The sequence below is a fragment of the Sphingomonas bacterium genome, from assembly GCF_028292945.1.
Lineage (GTDB): Bacteria > Pseudomonadota > Alphaproteobacteria > Sphingomonadales > Sphingomonadaceae > Sphingomonas.
In genome coordinates, this window is record NZ_JAQGLJ010000071.1 from 20370 (window position 1) to 39244 (window position 18875).

Genomic DNA, 18875 nt, shown 5'->3' on the forward strand with positions numbered 1-18875 from the left:
ACAGCTTGACCCGACGCGCAGCACGTTCCGCTCGCGATTCGAGCCGGCCATGCCCGTTATCCACAGGATGTGGGCGGAACCGGCCGGTGTTGGCGGCTTTGTGGATGGAACGCGGTTTATCCACGCCGGCGGCATCGCTTGGCGGGCGGAACGGGTTGCGCTACCCGTTTTGCCCATGTTCTCCACAGATTTGTGCTGAAATGAGGCTGCACCTCCACCTGCTGTCCGACTCCACCGGCGAAACGCTGGAGAACATCGCCAAGGCCGCACTCGCGCAATATGACGATGTGGAAACGGTGCGGCATTTCTGGCCGATGGTGCGTACCGAGGCGCATCTCGATCGGATCCTGCAAGAGATCGCGCACAATCCCGGGCTGGTGATCTTCACGCTGGTCAACCCGGCGACGCGACGCATCCTGGAGGACCGGTGCATGGCCCTGGGGCTGCCGGCGGTAGCGCCGCTCGATCCGGTCAACGACGCGCTCTCGGGACTGCTGGGCCAGACCGCAAAGGCTAGGCCCGGCCGTCAGCATGCTCTCGACGCCGCTTATTTCGCCCGCGTCGATGCGATCCAGTTCACCATCGCGCATGACGACGGCATCGGGTTCGACAATTGGGAAGAGGCGGACATTGTCCTGGCGGGGGTGTCGCGGTCGTCCAAGACGCCGACGTCGATCTACCTCGCCAATCGCGGCTTCAAGGTCGCCAATATCCCGATCGTGATCGAAAGCCCGCCGCCGCCGGCGCTGTTCACGCTGAAACGGCCGCTCGTTGTTGGGCTGACCACCAGCGCCGACCGCCTGATCCAGGTCCGCCGCAACCGGCTACTGTCGCTGAACCAGCTGCCCGACACGAGCTATGTGGCGGCAGAAGCGGTCGCGCGTGAGCTGCAGTTCGCGCGGCGCATGTTCGCGGACAATGGCTGGCCGGTAATCGACGTGACCCGGCGTTCGATCGAGGAAACCGCGGCGGCGGTGATCGCGCTGGTGCAGGAGAAGCGTGAGGGTGGGCCAGTATGAGGCTGATCCTCGCCTCGCAATCCGCGTCGCGTCGCGCGATGCTGGCTGCTGCGGATGTGGCCTTCACCGCGGAGGCCGCCGCTGTGGACGAGGATGCCGCCAAGGCTTCGCTAGCCGGATTGGCCCCGCGCGATCTGGCGGACGCGCTGGCGGAGTTGAAGGCGCTGAAGGTATCCTCGCGCCGGCCGGGCGCGCTGGTCCTGGGCAGCGATTCGATCGTGGCGCTTGCTGACGGAACGCTGCTAGACAAGCCCGTCACCCGCGAGCAGGCGGCCGAGCATCTCGCGCGGATGAGCGGCGGCGTGCATCGGTTGTGGAGCGCCGCCGTCGTCGCGGAGGATGGCCACGCTGTGTGGCGGTATGTCGACGGCGCGAAGCTGCACGTCAGAACGCTGTCCTACAGCTTCATCGATCGCTATCTCGACGCCGAATGGCCGGCGGTCGCGGGATGCGTCGGCGTGTTTCGGATCGAAGGACCGGGCGTGCAGTTATTCGAGCGCATCGAGGGGAGCCATTTCACCGTGCTCGGTCTGCCGCTGATTCCGGTGCTCGGCTTTCTGCGCGTGCGGGGCGTCATCGAAACGTGAGTCACGGGACTTCATTGCACCAGTGTGAACTTAGTGTGACCTTCCGCGCGTGAGCATGCCCTTTGCCGAGGTGATCGGCGACCCGATCGCCCAGTCCAAATCGCCGCTGATCCACGGTTTCTGGCTCACTGCGCTCGGGATCGCGGGCGAGTACAAGCGCTTCCACGTCCCCGCCGGAGAGCTGCCGGACTACATCGCGGGCGCCTGCGCCGACGCGAACTGGCGCGGGTGCAATCTCACCATGCCGCATAAGCAGGCGGTGATGGAGCTGGTCGACGACCCGGGTGGGGTACGCTCATCGATCGGCGCGATGAACACGATCCTGCGTCAGCCCGACGGCTCGGTGATCGGCACCAACACCGACGCAGCCGGCTTCGCCGCACCCATCGCGGAACTGCAATTAGCCGGGCAACACGTCACCGTCATTGGCGCCGGCGGGGCGGCGCGCGCGGTGCTGTGGGCGCTGGCGCGGCTAAAGGTAGAACGCGTGACGGTGATGAACCGGTCTCCGCTCAAGGCGGCGGGGCTACTCTCGCACTTCGGGCTGAAGGGTGATGTGACGCCACTCGACGCGCCACTGGCACCGACGACCGCGCTGCTGGTCAACACCAGCGCGCTCGGGATGGTCGGCCAGCCGCCGCTCGATCTCGATCTGTCGCCGCTGGCGGAAGATGCAGTGGTGTACGACATCGTCTATTCGCCCTTGGAGACCGCACTCCTTGCTGCCGCGCGTGCCCGCGAGCTTGCGACCGTCGACGGGTTGGAAATGCTCATCGGTCAGGCGGCGCTGGCGTTCGAGCTGTTCTTCGGCGCGGTGCCGCCGCGTGAGCGCGATGCGGAGCTGCGGGCGATATTGACGTCATGATCACCGTCGGCCTCACCGGCTCGATCGGCATGGGCAAGTCGACCGTGGCCGCGATGTTCGCCGATGGCGGCGTGCCGGTGTTCGATGCGGATGCCGCCGTCCACCGGCTGCAGGGACCGGCAGGGCGCATCGTGGCCGCGATCGAGGCGCGCTTCCCCAGCACCACCGGGCCTGCGGGCGTCGACCGTACCGCACTGGCGGAGGCCGTGCTGGGCGACGATGCGGCGATGCACGCGCTGGAGGCGATCGTGCATCCGGCGGTCGGCGAGGAGCGGGCCGCGTTTCTGCGCGAGCACGCCGACGCGCCCCTCGTGGTATTCGACGTGCCGCTCCTGTTCGAAACCGGCGGTGATTCGCGGGTCGACCAGGTGGTAGTGGTCAGCGCCGCCGAGGCCGTTCAGCGTGCGCGCGTGCTGGCGCGGCCGGGCATGACGAAGGCAAAGCTCGACGCGATCCTCGCGCGCCAGCTGCCCGACGCGGACAAGCGCGCCCGCGCCGACTTCGTGATCGCCACCGATGTGCCGCTCGCCGAGACCCGTGCCGCCGTTGCGCGGGTCATAGCTTGCGTGCTCGGGCGCACGGATTCATAGCGAGCCGATGCGCGAGATCGTTTTCGACACCGAAACCACCGGGCTGAGCTTCCATGCCGGTGACCGGCTGGTCGAGATCGGCTGTGTCGAGCTGTTCAACCGCGTCGATACCGGCCGCCACTGGCACGCCTATTTCAATCCCGAGCGCGACATGCCCGAGGAGGCCGCACGCATCCACGGCCTGCGCTCCGACTTCCTGCGCGCCAAGCCGCTGTTCTCGCACCTGGTTCACGAGCTGCTCGACTTCATCGCCGATTCGCCGTTGATCGCGCACAATGCGACTTTCGACTTCGCATTTCTCAATGGCGAGCTGAGCCGCTGTGGCCGGCCACTCGTGTGCACCACGCGCATGGTCGACACCCTGCCGATCGCGCAGAAGAAGCATCCCGGCGCCAAGCACAATCTCGATGCGCTGTGCACGCGCTTCGGCATCGACCGCTCGCATCGCGTCCTGCACGGCGCGCTGCTCGACGCGCAGCTGCTGGCGCAGGTCTATGTCGAGCTGATGGGCGGGCGGCAGATCGGGCTTGGCCTGGTCGACGAGGTGAAGGCCGCCGCCGCACCGTCCGCCGCGACCCTCGCCCGTCCCGTCCGACCGGCGCGCGTTTTCACCGTATCCGAGGGAGAAAGGGCGCGGCATCGCGCGTTTCTGTCTACCGTCACCGCGCCGCTCTGGGGAGAGGCGTTCGGCTGACTGCCATGCGGGCTGGTGCCCGCCAACATCAGAGCGGGTCCCCCAATATTTTGGTGTGCCTGCCAGCTAGGAGTAGTTCATGGACATCCGGATCTCTGGTCATCAGGTCGCCACCGGCGACGCGCTCAACACCCACGTCCAGACCCGGCTCCAAGCCATCGTCGACAAGCTTTTCAGCCGCGCGATCTCCGCACAGGTCACGTTCGGCAAGGGGCCGCACGATGTCGGCTTCACCTGTGACATCGTCATGAACGTCATGAAGGGGCTGGTGCTGAAGGGCCGGCACGAGGCGCATGATGCGCATCCCACCTTCGACGGTGCGGCGGAGAAGATCGAGAAGCAGCTGCGTCGCTACATGCGCCGGTTGAAGGACACGCATGCGGCCGAGTCGATCGAGGTCAATGAAGCGGGCGCGTACGACAATGCCGGCTACACGCTGTTCCAGGAGCCGCGCGAGGAGGAAGAGGTCGGCGACGCGCCGCTGATCGTCGCGGAGACGCGGGTCGACGTGCCCGATGCCAGCGTGTCGGATGCGGTGATGATGCTGGACCTGCGCAACACCGCCGCCTTGTTGTTCAAGAACTCCGGCACGGGGTCGTACAATATGGTGTACCGCCGCGGTGATGGCACGATCGGCTGGGTCGAGCCACAACGCGCCTGATCGGGAACGATCTTTCCACATCGGCGCGGGTGCCCTACTTGCCGCGCAGCATGACCGATCTGACCGACCTGCTGCGTTCCGACGCGGTGCTGACCGGCATCGCCGTGCTCGGCAAGAAGGCGCTGCTAGTGGCGCTGGCGGCCGCGCTCGCCCGTCAGACGGGCGCGGACGCGCGCGTGATCGGCGAAGCGCTTACGTCGCGCGAGCGGCTGGGTTCAACCGGCTTCGGCGGGGGGGTCGCCATCCCCCATGCCAAGGTTGACGGCGTGAGCCAGGTGACGGCGGTGTTCGCGCGGCTGGCGCACCCGATCGATTACGGCGCGGTCGACGCTGCGCCGGTCGATCTAGTGTGGGCGATGCTGTCGCCGCCCGCGGCGGGGGCGGATCACCTCAAGGCGCTGGCGCGCGTTTCGCGTCGCCTGCGTGACCGGGCGTTTCTGGCTAAACTGCGCGGCGCCGGCTCGCCCGACGCGCTATATGCGCTGTTCGCCGCCGATCGGGCGCGCGATGCCGCCTGAACCGCGCGCGGAAGATGACGGCGCGGCGCACTTCCGCGCGCTCGAGTCACTGTATGCGCATGCGCCGATCAACCACTTCTTCCAGAGCCGGCTGGAGATCGAAGCGAGCGGCGTCGCCCGCATCCACTTCACGGTCGACGAGCGGCATTTCCATGCCGGCGGGGCGGCGCATGGTACGAGCTACTTCAAAATGCTCGACGACGCCGCGTTTTATGCCTCGAACAGCCTCGTCACCGATCGTTTCTTGCTGACCACGCAGTTCAATATCCTGTTCACCGCCCCGCTCGCCGCCGGCCCGGTGGTGGCGGAGGGACGCTGGATCAGCGGTCGGCGCCGGGTGTTCGTCGCCGACGCGCGACTGCTGGATGAAGCGGGCGACGAGGTGGCGCGCGGGACGGGCACGTTCATGCGCTCGCGTATCCCGCTCGCCGACCTGCCCGGCTACCGACGCTGATGGACCGTTTGCCGACGGGCGTGCTGGTGAGTGCGCTGTTGCGGCGGATCAACGATGCGGGTGGCTTCGGTACGGTGCTGGCGAAGGGCGATGCACAGGCTGGTGCGGTGCTGGTGGTGGCGGTTGAGCGCGGCGAGAGCAGGCTGCTGGAGCGTGGCATCGGACCGGACGGGCGCTCGGGACTGATCGACTCGACTCCGGCCGACGACCTCGACGGCTATTGGCGACGGCGGCGCGCGCGCGACCCGGATCTGTGGGTAATCGAACTGGACGGCGCGGACTCGCAACGCTTCGCCGCTGAAACCTTAGCGTCCGATTGACTCTCCGCGGCCCCGGACCGACCCCGACTCATCGCAACGAGCGTTGTGCTGAAGCGGGTGCGATCCGCGTCGGTTACGCAGTCGGGGGGATGCCTGGGCGAGCGGCTATGCCGGTCGGTTCCATGGTCCAACCGCATGAACAAGCAATCGAATGTCGTTCTTCCAACTGGCCGCGCGTTTCGCGGCTGTTCTCTGCATGACCGCCGGTGTTCTGGGCGCAAGCTCACCCGGCCTCGCCAGCGATTATGATCGCGGCCTCGCGGCTCCCGCCGCCCCCCTGCTTCCAACCGCACCGGCGGCCCCGCTGATCGTTCAGCCTGCCCCCGCCACCACTCCCGCAGTCCTCGTCGACCCGGTCGTCGCCATCGCGCCACGCACCTCCTTCGCCAGCCTGGCCGCCGCCGTCGCCGCGCATAGCGCGCCCGGTGCCGCGATCGACGAGTCAATCGGTGACGAGCACCTCCGCTGCCTCGCCAGCGCGATCTATTTCGAATCCAAGGGCGAGCCGCTGCACGGCCAGCTCGCTGTCGCGCAGGTCATCCTCAACCGCACCAAGTCCGGCCGCTTCGCCAGCAGCGTCTGCGGCGTCATCAAGCAGCGTGGCCAGTTCGGCTTCGTCCGCGGCGGGGCGATCCCTGCGATCAATGCGACGCAAGCGGCGTACAAGACCGCCTTGGGCGTTGCCAAAGTGGCGTTGACGCAGACGTGGCAGACCGAAGCCGCCGCCAACGCGCTGTACTTCAACGGCGTTCGCGCCGGCCTGCCCGGGCTGAAGCGCGTCGCGACGATCGGCGGTCACATCTTCTACCGCTGAGTCTTGCACTGTTCGCTAGATGTTCTTACCGGGCGACGTGCTCGAACCGGCCCCACAATCTTGCGTCGACGAACCCGGCTCCCCGCTGTGCGCGGCGGACGTGTGCCGTGGCGTCACCCGGCTGCTGTTCCGCCACGATCTGTTCGCGATGGGGGAGGTGCCGCTCGACGGCGGACGGCGCGCTGATCTGATGGCGCTCGACGCACATGGCCGGCTGGTGATCGTCGAGGTCAAGGTTTCGCGCGCGGACCTGCTCGGCGACGGCAAATGGCCGGATTACCTCGACCATTGCGACCGCTTCTTCTGGGCAGTGCCGGCCGGGTTTGATCTGTCGCCGCTCGACGGCCCGGCGTTCCTCCCCGAGCGGACGGGCATCATCGTCGCTGACCGCTACGATGCCGCAATCGTGCGGGAGGCGCGATCGGAGCCGTTGCCCGCGCACGTCCGAAAACGGTGCACGCTGGCTTTCGCCCGGCGGGCGGCGCGTCGGCTGGTCGCGGAGCGCGACCCCGAACTGGCGACCTTCTAGAGCTTCGGACCGGCCACCGCCGCCCTTGCGCGGCGCGGCGTATCGGCGAGCAGCTTGGCGATCGCCGCGGCACGCAGATCGCGACCCGCATAGTCGCGCGCCGACAGCCCGGCCATGACGTCGCGCTGATCGGGATCGGCCTTCGCCGCCAGCAGCGTCCGCACCAACCCGATGTCACGCCGCTGCACCGCTCGGATCAGCGGCGTCTCGCCACTGGCATTGGCAAGGTTTGGATTGGCCTTGCCCAGCAGCAGCAGCGGCACCATCTCGGACTGGCCGGCATCGATCGCCACCATCATGGGGGTATTGTTCCGGGCGTCGCGGATATTGGGGTCGGCGCCCTTTTGCAGCAGAAAGTTCGTGTACGCTGCATCTCCGCGGCGCGTGGTGACGTGCAGGGCTGCCTCGCCGGTGGTCACGTCCTTGGTGTTGACGACGGTGCTGCCCGGTTTGTTCAAGGCCGCGATGACGTCGTTGTTCTTCGACTGTTTGACCGCCTGGAGGAATTTGTACCCCTCCGACTGAAATTGCGCCAGCACGGGGACGGCGGCGACCAGCGCAACGAAAGCGAGCGAATGACGAAGCGACATGGATGCTGATTCCCGAACCCAGGGCAATTACTTGCGCCGCTTGGCCTTACCGATCAAGGCTGGCCGCGTCATGAACAGGCTTCTTCCCGCCATCCTGCTCGTGCTGGCGGGCTGTCAGCAGGCGACGCCCGCGCGACCGCCGCTCGACGGCGCGCGCATCGGTGGGCCGTTCCGGCTGACTGACGGGAATGCCCGCGTCTTCACCGAGCGCGACCTCGCGGGTCGTTATGCGCTGGTCTATTTCGGCTACACCTTTTGCCCCGATGTCTGCCCGACCGATTTCGCAGCGATCGCCGCCGGCTTGAAGCAGGTGGAGAAGTCGGACCCGGCGCTGGCAGCGCGCATCGTGCCCGTATTCGTCACCGTCGATCCCGAGCGCGACACCGCGCCGGTCGTCAAGGCGTTCGCCGCCGCCTTTCATCCGCGCGCGATCGGGTTGACCGGCAGTCCGGCCGACATCAAGCGGGTGGCGCAGGCCTATGGCATCGCCTTCGCCAAGGGCGCGACATCCCCCGGTGGCGGCTATCTGATGGATCACAGCCGGTCCGGCTATCTGATGGGGCCCGATGGCAAGCCGATCGCGCTGCTGGAGCAGGATGCCGGGCCGGGTGCGGTCGCTGCGGTCATCAGGCAGTGGGTGAAATGAGCGGGCGCTTCTGGGAGCGTCCCATCGCGGAGCTTGATCGCGCTCAGTGGGAGGCGCTGTGCGACGGCTGCGGCAAATGCTGTCTCCACAAGCTGGAGGACGAGGACACGGGCGAGCTGCACGCGACCAATGTCGCCTGCCGATTGCTGGATCGGCGCACAGGGCAATGCTCCGACTATCGCAATCGCCGCGCCTATGTTCCCGAATGCGTGCGGCTGACCGCGCGCAACGTCGCCACGATCGAGTGGCTGCCATCGACCTGCGCCTATCGCCTGCGTGCGAACGGCGAACCGTTGCCCGACTGGCATTATCTCGTCTCCGGCGATCGTGACGCGGTGCGCCGCGCGGGGCATTCGGTGAGCGGGTGGACGGTCAGCGAGGCGGACGTCGGCGATCTGGAGCATCATCTGATCGACCGGGAGCTGTGAGGGAAGCAGCGGGCGAGGCCGATTACGAGGTCGTGCGTCACCCTCGCTCGCGGACGATGAAACTGTCCTTCGACCCAGTGACCGGTCGCGCGCGGCTCACCTTACCGCGCAGGGCACCGCTCAAGGCGGCGCTGGCGTGGGCTGACGAAAAGGCAGGGTGGCTTGCCGAACAGCGCGCTCGCCTGCCCGATGCTAGGCCCTTTATCGCGGGTGCGGTGTTGCCCATTGCCGACGAGACGCTGACGATCACTTGGTCCGAGGGCACTCGGCGCACGGTGCGGCGCGTCGACGACACGCTGTCGGTCGAAGGCCCAGCCGACACGGTCGCACGCCGGGTCGAGCTGTGGCTGCGGCGCGCGGCGCTGGACCTGCTGAGCCGCGAAACGGCGGAGTTCGCCGCGCTCGCCGGGGTCACCGTGACGCAGGTCGCGGTCGGTGACCCGCGCGGGCGCTGGGGGAGTTGCGCCTCCACCGGCATCATCCGCTACAGCTGGCGCCTGCTGCTCGCGCCCGGCTGGGTCCGCCGCGCCACGGTCGCGCATGAGGTCGCCCACCGTGTGCACATGAACCACGGCCCGGCATTCCACGCGCTTGTCGCGGAGCTGCTGGGTGCCGACCCGGCAGCCGCCCGCGCGTGGTTGCGTGCGAACGGCGCGAGCCTTCACTGGGTCGGGCGTTCTTCCTCGTAATAATCGCGTGGAGGCCGGCGACGTTCGGCCAGAGGCGGCGGGGGGCGCTCCTCGCGACCGTTGACGCGATCGATCAGCTGGTCGAGTTCCGATGGCGCCTCTTCCGGCACGATGACGGGTGGCGCGTCCGGGTCGCGTTGCGGCGGAGGCGCCGGCTCGGGTAGCGGGTTGCCATCGGGATCGACCCCGACGGCTGGCTCGACACTGGTGTCAGGCTCGCCGAAATAGGCTTCCTCTTCGTTCCCCAGCGCCCAATCGGGCAGGGTCACCTGGGTCTGGAACTGCTCGATAGGTCGGCTGCGCGTCGCCGGCCCCATAAAGGCGGCGAAGGCCAGCGCGGGGGAACGCCCGCCGGCTAGGCCGCGGATCGGCCGCGCGTCGTCGCGCCCGAACCACACGCCCGTCGTCAGCCCGCTGGAAAAGCCCAGGAACCAGCCATCCTTGGACGAACTGGTTGTGCCCGTCTTGCCCGCCACCGGCCGGCCGATCTGCGCCGCCCGCCCGCTGCCCGACGCCACCGCCGACTGCAGAAGGTCGACCATCTGCGCGGCGACATAGGGGGCGACGAGCACATGGCTGCGGTCGGTTTCATGGCGATAGATCACCTCGCCGTCCGCCTCGACGCGGGTGATCGCAAAGGGCGTGACGGCGACACCGTTCTGACTGACGCTCGCAAAGGCGCGCGTCATGTCGATCAGTCGGACGTCGGACGTGCCCAGCACCATCGAGGGATGCGTGTTGATCGGCGTGGTGATGCCAAAGCGCCGCGCCATATCGGCGACGGTGGTAAAGCCCACCTCCTGCCCCAGCTTCGCCGCCACCGTATTGAGCGAATAGGAGAAAGCGGTACGCAGGGAGACCGCGCCCGAATTGCGGCGGGAGTCGTTGCGCGGGCTCCAGCCGTCGATGGTGACGGGCTCGTCGACCACCGTGTCCTCGGGCTTGTGCCCGGACTCCAGCGCCGCGAGATACACGAACAGCTTGAACGCGGAGCCGGGCTGGCGGACCGCCTGCGTCGCGCGGTTGTAGATCGAATTGACGTAGTCCTTGCCCCCCACCATCGCGCGCACCGCGCCGTCGCGGTCGAGGCTGACCAGCGCCCCCTGCGCGCCTGCCGGCGCATGCTGCCGGATCGCCGCGTCGGCCGCACGCTGCATCGACAGGTCGAGCGTGGTGTAGACCTCCAGCGGTGCGTCCTGCTCGTCGATTAGCGTGTCCAGCTGCGGCAGCGCCCAGTCGGTGAAATAGCGCACCGAGTTCTGCTTGGGTGCGGGTTGCAGCTCCAATCCCTTGGGATCGGCGGCGGCGGCCTGCGCGGCGGTCAGCGTACCGGCAGTCACCATGGCGTCGATCACTACGCCCGCCCGTCCCACGGCAGCCTCCGCATCGGCGGTGGGCGAATAGTTGGAAGGCGCCTTGACCAGGCCGGCGATGACCGCGGCCTCCTCCAGGTTCAGCCGATCAGCGCCATGGCCGAAGAAGCGGCGGCTGGCGGCGTCGATCCCGTACGCACCACCACCATAATAGACCTTGTTGAGGTACAGCTCGAGGATCTGATCCTTCGAGAATTTGCGTTCCAACGCGAGCGCCAGGATCCATTCCCGGAACTTGCGGCCGAACTTCTTCTGCGAGGACAGGAAGATGTTGCGCGCAAGCTGTTGCGTGATGGTGGAGCCACCCTGCACCCACCGACCGCGATCCAGCCGCACCCGCACCGACCGCGCGATGCCGATCGGGTCGACACCCAGATGGCTGCGGAACCGGCGATCCTCGACCGACACGGTCGCGTCGAGCATCCGCTGGGGAATACGGCCGTAGCTCAGCCACTGGCCGTACGCGGGACCGAGCGTGAACACCACCGTACCGTCGGCAGCGTGGACGCGGATCATCTGGCCGTTGGGCGACGATTTGAGCTGGTCGAAGCTCGGCAGCTGCGCGCGTGCGACATAGACCGCGATCACCAGCGCGATCAGGCCGACCACTCCCAGGCCGATCAGCACCTGCAACGTGCGGACCGTGCGGCGACGCCAGGGGGGAGTGTCCCGAGGTGGAGCGGGACGGGTACGCGCGCGAGCCATGCGAGAGGGTTACGCGGTTCGCGCTAGCCCAACAAGGTCAACGCGGGACGAAGTCGAGCGCAACCGAGTTGATGCAATAACGCTGGCCGGTCGGCGGCGGTCCGTCCGGGAAGACATGGCCGAGGTGGCTATCGCATCGCGCACAACGTGTTTCGACCCGAACCATGCCATGGCTCCGGTCGGTGTGGTCACTTACCGCCACTTCGTCGATCGGCTGCGTGAACGAAGGCCAGCCGGAGCCGGAATCGAACTTGTCGGCGCTGTCGAACACGTCCAGCTGGCACGCGGCACAGCGATAAACGCCGACCGCCTTGTTGTCGGTGAGTGCGCCGGCATAGGCGCGCTCGGTGCCCGCCTCGCGCAGCACGTGGAACTGCTCGGGCGTGAGCTTCTTGCGCCATTCGGCTTCGGAAAGGGTGATCTGATCCATGCCGATGGATGTCGGGTCGACGCGGCCAAGCGTCAAGAAGCGACGCGGGTCAGGCGTGCGAGCGCCTCGATCAACGCCGGTCGCGCGGCGAAGAGCGCCGGCGCGGCGAGGCGGCTCTCGACGACGCGCCGCACCAGGCTCGCCACGCCCATCGGGCGCGCGAGCCGCCGGGCGAAGCGGGGTTGCCAGCCGATCATGGTTGCATCACGCGCATAAGCTCCGGCGGCGGCCATCCCGCTGGCGATGGCGATGCCCATCCCTTCGCCGGCGAGCGACGGGATGACGCCGGCCTGATCGCCAAGCCTCACGATACCGGCGGGCGCGTCGTGCGCGCGCCAGCCATAGGGAACGTTGGCGATGGCATCGACCGGCCCGGCGGAATCGGCACGGGCGAGGCGGTCTCCCAGCGCGGGTAGGTCGTTGCCGAGCCGCGTCAGCAACTGCTCGGGATTACCGGCATCGTCCAAGCGCGAGCGATGCACGGCCATGCACAGGTTCGCGCTGCCATCCTCCTGCAGGCACAGCCCGGCATACCCGCCGGGGAACAGGTGCAGCTCGATCGCGCCGGTGAGCAGATGCGTGAGCGCCGCAGAGGCTGGCAGGCGCACGCGGAGGCCCAGCGTCGGGTCGCGTCCACGCGCGTCGGCAGGGCGGGCGAGGCCACGGATATCGTGCTTGCCGCTGGCGAGGAAGAGCGTGTCGACGCTGAGCGTCGCGCCGTCGGCGGTGCGTGCCTGCGTCCCCTCGATCGCCCGCACGGCGACGCCGCGCTCGATCGTCGCGCCTTCGGCGGCGGCGCGGGCAAGCAGTAGCGTGTCGAGCCGCTGACGCGAGACGGCAAGCGCGGGACGCGGCAGCGCGGCGGTCGCGGTACGCTGTCCAGCGAATAGTCGTACCTGCGTCAGCCGCTCCGGATTGAGCGCGTCCGCCTCGATGCCGAGCGCAGCCAGTCGGTCAAGCGTGCGCCAGCTGAGGAACCCGCCGCAGATCGCGTCGCCGGTCTCGCGCGCGCGTTCGACGAGCAGATGCGGAAACCCGGCGCGCGCCAGCCCGATCGCGCAGGCCGCGCCGGCAGGTCCGCCGCCGACGATCAGCGCCTTGGCGTTCACCGCAGGAACTCGACGCATAGTCGGAACGGGAAAGCGCGGAACACGCGCGCTCCGCGCACGCCCGCCTCTTTCAGGATCGGCGGCCACTCGGCAGGGCGGTAAGACCGGGCGATCGAGAGCCGTCCGTCATGACGGACGATCGGATGCCAGCGCGCCAGTCCCGCCAGCAGCGGGTAGCCGCGATAGGCGAAGCCGTGGCGATGCAGGTCGTTGACGAACCAGTCGCGCGCATTGGCGTGCATCCAGCGGATGAACGCAACGAGCTGGTCGTGCGTCATGTGATGTGCAACCAGGCTGGAGATCACCGCGTCCCAGTCCCCGCCGACGTCGCGATAATCTCCCGTGACATAGCGGATGTGAAGGTCGGCGGGGGTATGCGCTCGCGCCGCCAACTCGCTGCGAGGGTTTAGATCGACGCCGACGAGCTCGGTCGTGATGCCGCGGCGAGCGGCCCAGCGGGCGATCCGGCGAAGCAAGTCGCCGTTGCCGAAGCCGACGTCGAGAAGCTTGATATGAGGCACCTCGTCATCGCTCACGATCTTGTTCAGGAAGGCGAGGGTCGGGCGCGCGGCCATAGTGACCACGTTGACCTTCGCCAGATCGCCGACGACGGCCGCATATACCTCCGGATCGAGGTCATCGGCGTCCATCAGCTCGTGCGCGTCGACCGCGCGCTTCATGCGCTCGCGAACCCGAACCCTTCGGCCGCCAGACCGGGCCCGAAGGCGAGTGCGACGCCATGACGCACCGATGGTCCGGCAAGAAGGCGTGCCAGCACGAACATCAACGTCGCCGACGACATATTGCCATTGTCCGCCAGCACTGCGCGCGAGTGCGCCAGTGCCTCAGGCGAAAGATGCAGCGCCTTCTCCACCGCATCGAGGATCGATCGCCCGCCCGCATGGACCGCCCAGCCGTCGACATCGCGCGCCGCCACACCGCCGATCATCGACGCCGCGAGCGCCTTGTCCGCGAGCGCACCGGCGATGCGCGCGGGGACTTCACCCGACAGGTGCATCGCGAAACCGCTGTCGGTGATGTCCCACCGGATCAGCGCCGCCGTGTCCGGGAGAGCGGCGGCAAACGGGCGGTCGAGATGGAAACCGCCAGGCTCGCCCGTCACCAGTGCCGCCGCCGCGCCATCGCCGAACTGGAGCATGGCCAACAACGGCTCAATCGCGGTCGCGGGCTGGAGATGAAGGGTGGACAGCTCGACGGTCACCACCAGCACACGCGCGGCGGGATCGGATCGGACCACGTGGCGCGCGCTGCGCAGCGCCGCGACGGCGGCGTAGCAGCCCATGAACCCGACCAGCAGCCGCTCGACCGACGGCGACAGGCCGAGCCGCGCGGCAATGATCTGATCGACACCTGGCGCCACGAACCCGGTACAGCTGGCGACGACCAGATGCGTGATGCCGTCAAGCGGCACCTGCTTGCGCAGTTCCGCGATGGCACAGAGCGCCAGCGCGGGCGCCGCCTCGGCATAGACCCGCATCCGCTCGCCCGTGCCGGGATGCCCCTCGCCATAAAAGCCCCCCGCCGCCACCGGCGAACCGCCGTCGCACGCGGTGGGCAGCACCGACCAACGGTGACCGATGCCCGCGCGCGCGGCCATGCGGTCGAACAGTTTTGCCGATCGAGGCTCCACCTGCGCGCGCGCCCAATCGATAAAGGCGGCATGCACGTCGTGCGACGGCACGGCGGTGCCGATGGCGTGAAGATAAGCGGTCAAGGAGAGCCTTTCGCGACCACAACGCGCGAAAGGGCAGGCCGTGCCGCCTCAGTCCTCGTCAGGCCCCAGAGTGGGGTCCAGATCGCGCGGCCGCGTAAAGCAGGTTAACGTCGCGCCGCCGGCGGCCAGATCGCCCCAGCGCTCGACCGCAAAGGAGAGCTCGGCGACGCTCGCGGTCGGATATTTCTCTTCGACCGCGTCACGCGGACCCCCTCTCAGCTCCGGGCCCGCGTCGGGCACCAGCAGCAGCACCAGATCTTCCAGCCCCGGATTATGCCCGACCAGCAGCGCCGTCCCGGCTCCGTCCGGAAGCTGTTGCGCCAGGTCGAGCAGCGTCGCCGCCGAGGCGAGATAGATGCGCCGGTCCCAAGCGGGCGCCAGCGTGCTGCCATAGCCGGTCGCGACCTCCTCAAGCGTCTGCTGCACGCGCAGCGCCGGCGAGGCGATGATATGGTCGAACACCAGCCCGCGTCGCCGCAGGTGCTTGCCGATCGTGGCGGCGGCGCGACGTCCCTTGAGATTGAGCGGCCGGTCGAAATCGCGCTGAACGGCGTCGTCCCAGCCCGACTTGGCGTGGCGCAGCAGCGTCAGCGTCTTCATGGCAGGCTCCGGCTTAGGCGAGCGCCCCATGCCTCACGCGAGCCGCCGTGGAAAGCCGCTGCGTCACCCGAGCGATCGCTTCGTCCAGTGTGACGCGCACGATCGGCACACCGGCGGGGAAAGCGATGAGGAGCCTCGATGGCATCGCGGCGCTCAGCAGCACGAACGCGCCGCGGTCGCTGCCCGTGCGGATCAGCCGTCCGAACGCCTGCGCCAGCCGCGCGCGCACGATCCGGTCGTCATAGCCGGACCCACCGCTGGCCAGCTTGCGTGCCGCGTGCAGCACCGTCGGCTTGGGCCAGGGTACCCCTTCCATAACCACCAGCCGTAACGAGTGACCGGGCACGTCGACCCCGTCGCGCAAGGCGTCGGTGCCGAGCAGCGAGGCATTGGGGTCGTCCCGAAAAATGTCCACCAGCGTACCCGTATCGATCGGATCGACATGCTGCGCGTGCAGCGGCAGTCCGTCGCGCGCCAGCCGGTCGGCGATGCGGCCATGGACGGCGCGCAGCCGGCGAATGGCGGTGAACAGCCCCAGCGTACCGCCGTCGGCCGCGGCGATCAGCCTTGCATAGGCGTTGGCAAGCGCGCCAAGGTCGCCGCGCGGCACGTCCGTGACGATCAGCACCTCGGCCTGCGCCGAATAATCGAACGGGCTCGGCGCCTCGAAGTGGGTCGCGGGGCGGCCGAGATGCGGCGCCCCGGCCCGCGCTTCTGCGTGGCCCCAATCGCCACCTGCGGTCAGCGTCGCCGACGTGACGAGCACGCCATGCGCGGGTTTCAGCACCACCTCTGCGAAAGGGCGGGTGGGGTCGAGCCAGCGTCGGTGAAGCCCGACGTCGTATTCGCGTCCCTCGGCCCGCTCGACCGCCAGCCAGTCGACGAAATCCGGGTCCGCCGGCCCGCCGATCCGCGCGAGCAGCGCCAGCCACGCCGCCACCGTCTCGGCGCGCCAGCCGATCGATGCGATCGCGCCCTCGATCCGTGCCCGCGCCGGCGCGTCCATCCAGTCGGGTGCTTCGGCGAGCACCGCCTCCAGCCGCCGCCCGAGTGCGTTCAGCGGTCGCACCAGCGCGTCGAGCGCCTGCCCGCACGCCGCCGCCGCCTCGATCAGTGCCGGCGTCGGCTCGGCGAGCTCGGTTTCCAGCCCGTACCCGGCGTCACCCGGCTGTTCGGCGCGCGCGTAGGTGAGGCCGCGCACCGCGGCGAGCAGCTGTTCGATCGGCCCGAACGGCTGTCCCTCCGCCAGCCGCGCCAGCCATCCGTCGCTGGGCAAGGCGCGCGCGGCGTCGATGGCGGCGACGATCGCCTGATTGCCCGCCTCGTCATAGCTGCCGACATCCAGCAGCCGCGCCTGCAACCCGCGCCGCCGCCCGCGCCCGGTCGCCTCCGGCCCCATGATCCAGCGCCTGAGCTCGATGCCCTCGGTCCCCGTAAGGGCCACCCCGAACATCGCGTCGGCGGCGTCGAACAGATGATGCCCCTCGTCAAAGACATAGCGCGTCGGCCGGCTTGCCAGCTCGCGACCGCGCGCGGCGTTGACCATCACCAGCGCGTGGTTGGCGATGACGATGTCCGCCTCGGCGCTCGCCCTCGCCGCGCGTTCGATGAAGCATTTGCGATAGTGCGGGCAGCCCGCATAGACGCACTCGCCGCGCCGGTCGGTGAGCGCGACGGAGCCGTTGCGACGGAACAACGTGGTCAGCCAGCCCGGCAGGTCGCCGCCCACCATGTCACCGTCGCGGGTGTACGCCCCCCAGCGCGCGACCAGCTGCGCCAGCACCGCCGCGCGCCCGGCGAACCCGCCTTGCAGCGCGTCCTCCAGATTGAGCAGGCAGAGGTAGTTCTCGCGTCCCTTGCGCGTGACGATCCGCTCGCGGTGCAGCACCGGATCAGGGTGCAACCGCCGCGTCTCATGCCCGAGCTGGCGCTGCAGTGCCTTGGTGAAGGTGGAGATCCACACGACGCCACCCGCCTTCTCCGCCCAGGTCGCGGCGGGGGCGAGATAGCCCAGCGTCTTGCCGATCCCGGTTCCCGCCTGCGCCAGCACCAGATTGGGCGCGTCGCGCACGGCGCGCGGCGCGAAGGCGGCACTGGCGGCAGCGGCATAGGCGCGCTGGCCGGGGCGTGCCTCGGCGCCCGCGCCGGTCAGCGTCGCCAGCCGGGTCTCCGCTTCGCCGGGTTCGATGGCGACTGCACGTGGTGCGGGGCGAGGGGCCGCTTCCTCCCAATCGGGCAAGCGCGTGAACAGCCAGCGTTCGGCCTGTTCGGGCTTCCTCAGCCGCTCCAGCACGGCCGGCGCCCACGGCCAGCGCAGTCGCTGCAGCGACGCCGCCGCCATCCAGGCGCCTTCGCGCTCGGGCCAGCCACCCTCGGTCACCGCCAGCAGCGCCGCCGCCGCCTCGAGCAGGAACGACGCCACATCCTCGTCGCGGTCGGGCGGAGACAGGTCCACCGCGCGCGCCAGCCCGGCGGGGGTCGGCACGGCGAAGCGCGCGGGGTGCAGGAACGCGAACAATTCGAGCAGGTCCAGCCCTGACAGCTCGGCATAGCCCAGCCGTTGCCCGACCAGCGGCGCGTTGAGCAGGATGACGGGCGTCTCGGCCGCGACGCGGATCGCCTCCGCGCGGCTGACCGCGCGCGTTTCGCTGGCGGTGGCGAGCCAGATACCGGCATGGCTGGCGTGAAGCGCGGGGTGCAGCAGCATCAGGCAGCCAGTGCTTCGTCGGCGGGCGGGCGATACCCGCACGGCGAGCGGCTGCGTGTTCCCGGCCGACGCCACACCGGCTGGTCGAGCCACGGATACCAGCAGAGGCCCTCCACCGGGACCTCCGACGCGCGCACCTCGTCCTGCACATGCCGCAGCCAGTTGCGCTGGCAGTCGCCGATCCACGGGAAGCGCTTGCGCGCGCGGCGGTGCCCCAGATGCCGGCTTGTCTCGGCGATCGCCAGCGGCAGGCCGTAGCGTTGGTGCACCGCGCGCAGCACCTCGACCAGCGGCACGGTGGCGTCATGCGGGTAATAGTCGACGCCGACCACGCTGATCCACCCGGTCGCGACTAGCGCGTCGGTCGCGGCGAAGGTTGCCTCGGGCAGATTGTGGAGCGGGTCGCAGGTATGGAATCGCGCTTCCCTGACCAGCCCGAAGGCCGCCATCATCCGTTTGGCAGCGGCTATCCCCTCCCGCCTGGGTCGCCGGCAGAGCAGCGGCCACAATGACGGCTCGTTGACTGCGAGGATGTAGGCCGGACCGGGCGACCCAAATGCGTCAAGGGCCTTGGTGCAGCGGATTGCATGCGCCTCGCGCTGTGGCGGCGGATCAAAGTGCGACAGGTCCCAGATCACACGGATCCCGGGCGGCGCTGCGGCGATCCGCGCAGCCGGATCGTGCCGCCACGGCAGCCCATCGCGCGCCATGGTGACGTCGAGCGCCTGCGCGTCGCGATAATGCTTCACCATGTCCGCCTCGGGCATATGCCGCGTCTCGTGCAAAAGATCCTGCCCGCACCAGCCGAGATG

At 69.0% G+C, this 18875-nt stretch carries 22 protein-coding genes and 1 pseudogene; 14 read left to right on the forward strand and 9 right to left on the reverse strand.

The window, feature by feature from the left end; translation table 11 throughout:
• Window positions 1-200 precede the first annotated feature (200 nt).
• From JWN21_RS08770 to JWN21_RS08820, 11 genes are all read left to right on the forward strand, one after another.
• Window positions 201-1019, forward strand: coding sequence for a pyruvate, water dikinase regulatory protein (locus JWN21_RS08770; RefSeq protein WP_299648529.1), 819 nt, complete (start codon window positions 201-203; stop codon window positions 1017-1019).
• Window positions 1016-1606: a nucleoside triphosphate pyrophosphatase gene (locus JWN21_RS08775; protein ID WP_299648532.1), complete on the forward strand. Its 591-nt coding sequence runs from the start codon at window positions 1016-1018 to the stop codon at window positions 1604-1606. The genes JWN21_RS08770 and JWN21_RS08775 overlap by 4 nt, the downstream gene beginning before the upstream one ends.
• A gap of 55 nt (window positions 1607-1661) precedes the next feature.
• Window positions 1662-2471 (forward strand): shikimate dehydrogenase, encoded by an 810-nt coding sequence (gene aroE, locus JWN21_RS08780; RefSeq protein ID WP_299648589.1) that lies wholly within the window; start codon window positions 1662-1664, stop codon window positions 2469-2471.
• On the forward strand, window positions 2468-3061 hold the full coding sequence (coaE, locus tag JWN21_RS08785) for a dephospho-CoA kinase (protein WP_299648535.1): 594 nt from the start codon (window positions 2468-2470) through the stop codon (window positions 3059-3061). Before aroE ends, coaE begins: the two co-directional genes overlap by 4 nt.
• Window positions 3062-3068: 7 nt before the next feature.
• Entirely contained in the window at window positions 3069-3755 is a 687-nt protein-coding gene (gene dnaQ / locus JWN21_RS08790) for a DNA polymerase III subunit epsilon (RefSeq protein ID WP_299648538.1), read from the forward strand.
• Between the two features lie 79 nt (window positions 3756-3834).
• Complete coding sequence (gene raiA / locus JWN21_RS08795) at window positions 3835-4416, forward strand: ribosome-associated translation inhibitor RaiA (protein ID WP_299648541.1); 582 nt, start codon at window positions 3835-3837, stop codon at window positions 4414-4416.
• Between the two features lie 50 nt (window positions 4417-4466).
• Window positions 4467-4934, forward strand: coding sequence for a PTS sugar transporter subunit IIA (locus JWN21_RS08800; protein ID WP_299648544.1), 468 nt, complete (start codon window positions 4467-4469; stop codon window positions 4932-4934).
• Window positions 4924-5388 (forward strand): PaaI family thioesterase, encoded by a 465-nt coding sequence (locus JWN21_RS08805; protein ID WP_299648592.1) that lies wholly within the window; start codon window positions 4924-4926, stop codon window positions 5386-5388. The genes JWN21_RS08800 and JWN21_RS08805 overlap by 11 nt, the downstream gene beginning before the upstream one ends.
• On the forward strand, window positions 5388-5708 hold the full coding sequence (locus tag JWN21_RS08810; RefSeq protein ID WP_367182928.1) for a DUF1491 family protein: 321 nt from the start codon (window positions 5388-5390) through the stop codon (window positions 5706-5708). The genes JWN21_RS08805 and JWN21_RS08810 overlap by 1 nt, the downstream gene beginning before the upstream one ends.
• Before the next feature lie 196 nt (window positions 5709-5904).
• Window positions 5905-6522 (forward strand): cell wall hydrolase, encoded by a 618-nt coding sequence (locus JWN21_RS08815; RefSeq protein ID WP_299648547.1) that lies wholly within the window; start codon window positions 5905-5907, stop codon window positions 6520-6522.
• Between the two features lie 37 nt (window positions 6523-6559).
• Window positions 6560-7051 carry an MmcB family DNA repair protein gene (locus JWN21_RS08820; RefSeq protein ID WP_299648550.1) on the forward strand — a complete coding sequence of 164 codons (492 nt, stop codon included), beginning with the start codon at window positions 6560-6562 and terminating at the stop codon, window positions 7049-7051.
• On the opposite strand, the gene JWN21_RS08825 is transcribed toward JWN21_RS08820, so the two are convergent.
• Window positions 7048-7641: an ankyrin repeat domain-containing protein gene (locus tag JWN21_RS08825; RefSeq protein ID WP_299648553.1), complete on the reverse strand. Its 594-nt coding sequence runs from the start codon at window positions 7639-7641 to the stop codon at window positions 7048-7050. The genes JWN21_RS08820 and JWN21_RS08825 overlap by 4 nt on opposite strands.
• A gap of 70 nt (window positions 7642-7711) precedes the next feature.
• Between JWN21_RS08825 and JWN21_RS08830 the strand changes: the two genes are divergently transcribed.
• From JWN21_RS08830 to JWN21_RS08840, 3 genes are read left to right on the forward strand one after another with little or no spacing between them, the layout of a single operon-like run.
• On the forward strand, window positions 7712-8287 hold the full coding sequence (locus JWN21_RS08830) for an SCO family protein (protein WP_299648556.1): 576 nt from the start codon (window positions 7712-7714) through the stop codon (window positions 8285-8287).
• Window positions 8284-8715, forward strand: a complete 432-nt coding sequence (locus tag JWN21_RS08835) for a YcgN family cysteine cluster protein (RefSeq protein ID WP_299648559.1) — start codon at window positions 8284-8286, stop codon at window positions 8713-8715. The genes JWN21_RS08830 and JWN21_RS08835 overlap by 4 nt, the downstream gene beginning before the upstream one ends.
• 56 nt (window positions 8716-8771) lie before the next feature.
• A complete protein-coding gene (locus tag JWN21_RS08840) occupies window positions 8772-9404 on the forward strand; it encodes a M48 family metallopeptidase (protein ID WP_299648562.1) in 633 nt (210 codons plus the stop codon).
• Here the strand turns inward: JWN21_RS08840 and JWN21_RS08845 are convergent.
• From JWN21_RS08845 to JWN21_RS08880, 8 genes and pseudogenes are all read right to left on the reverse strand, one after another.
• On the reverse strand, window positions 9377-11482 hold the full coding sequence (locus tag JWN21_RS08845) for a transglycosylase domain-containing protein (RefSeq protein WP_299648565.1): 2106 nt from the start codon (window positions 11480-11482) through the stop codon (window positions 9377-9379). The genes JWN21_RS08840 and JWN21_RS08845 overlap by 28 nt on opposite strands.
• Window positions 11483-11519: 37 nt before the next feature.
• On the reverse strand, window positions 11520-11912 hold the full coding sequence (msrB, locus tag JWN21_RS08850) for a peptide-methionine (R)-S-oxide reductase MsrB (protein WP_299648568.1): 393 nt from the start codon (window positions 11910-11912) through the stop codon (window positions 11520-11522).
• 32 nt (window positions 11913-11944) lie between these two features.
• Window positions 11945-13039 (reverse strand): FAD-dependent monooxygenase, encoded by a 1095-nt coding sequence (locus JWN21_RS08855; RefSeq protein WP_299648571.1) that lies wholly within the window; start codon window positions 13037-13039, stop codon window positions 11945-11947.
• Complete coding sequence (locus tag JWN21_RS08860; RefSeq protein WP_299648574.1) at window positions 13018-13701, reverse strand: methyltransferase domain-containing protein; 684 nt, start codon at window positions 13699-13701, stop codon at window positions 13018-13020. The genes JWN21_RS08855 and JWN21_RS08860 overlap by 22 nt, the downstream gene beginning before the upstream one ends.
• Window positions 13698-14756: a type III polyketide synthase gene (locus JWN21_RS08865; RefSeq protein ID WP_299648577.1), complete on the reverse strand. Its 1059-nt coding sequence runs from the start codon at window positions 14754-14756 to the stop codon at window positions 13698-13700. The genes JWN21_RS08860 and JWN21_RS08865 overlap by 4 nt, the downstream gene beginning before the upstream one ends.
• 48 nt (window positions 14757-14804) lie before the next feature.
• On the reverse strand, window positions 14805-15356 hold the full coding sequence (locus JWN21_RS08870) for a histidine phosphatase family protein (protein ID WP_299648580.1): 552 nt from the start codon (window positions 15354-15356) through the stop codon (window positions 14805-14807).
• A gap of 13 nt (window positions 15357-15369) precedes the next feature.
• The gene (locus JWN21_RS08875) at window positions 15370-18063 is read right to left on the reverse strand and encodes an ATP-dependent DNA helicase (RefSeq protein ID WP_299648583.1); all 2694 of its coding nucleotides are present in this window, start codon (window positions 18061-18063) and stop codon (window positions 15370-15372) included.
• A pseudogene (locus tag JWN21_RS08880) lies at window positions 18063-18875 on the reverse strand (hypothetical protein); the annotation flags it as partial. The pseudogene JWN21_RS08880 and the gene JWN21_RS08875, both read right to left, overlap by 1 nt.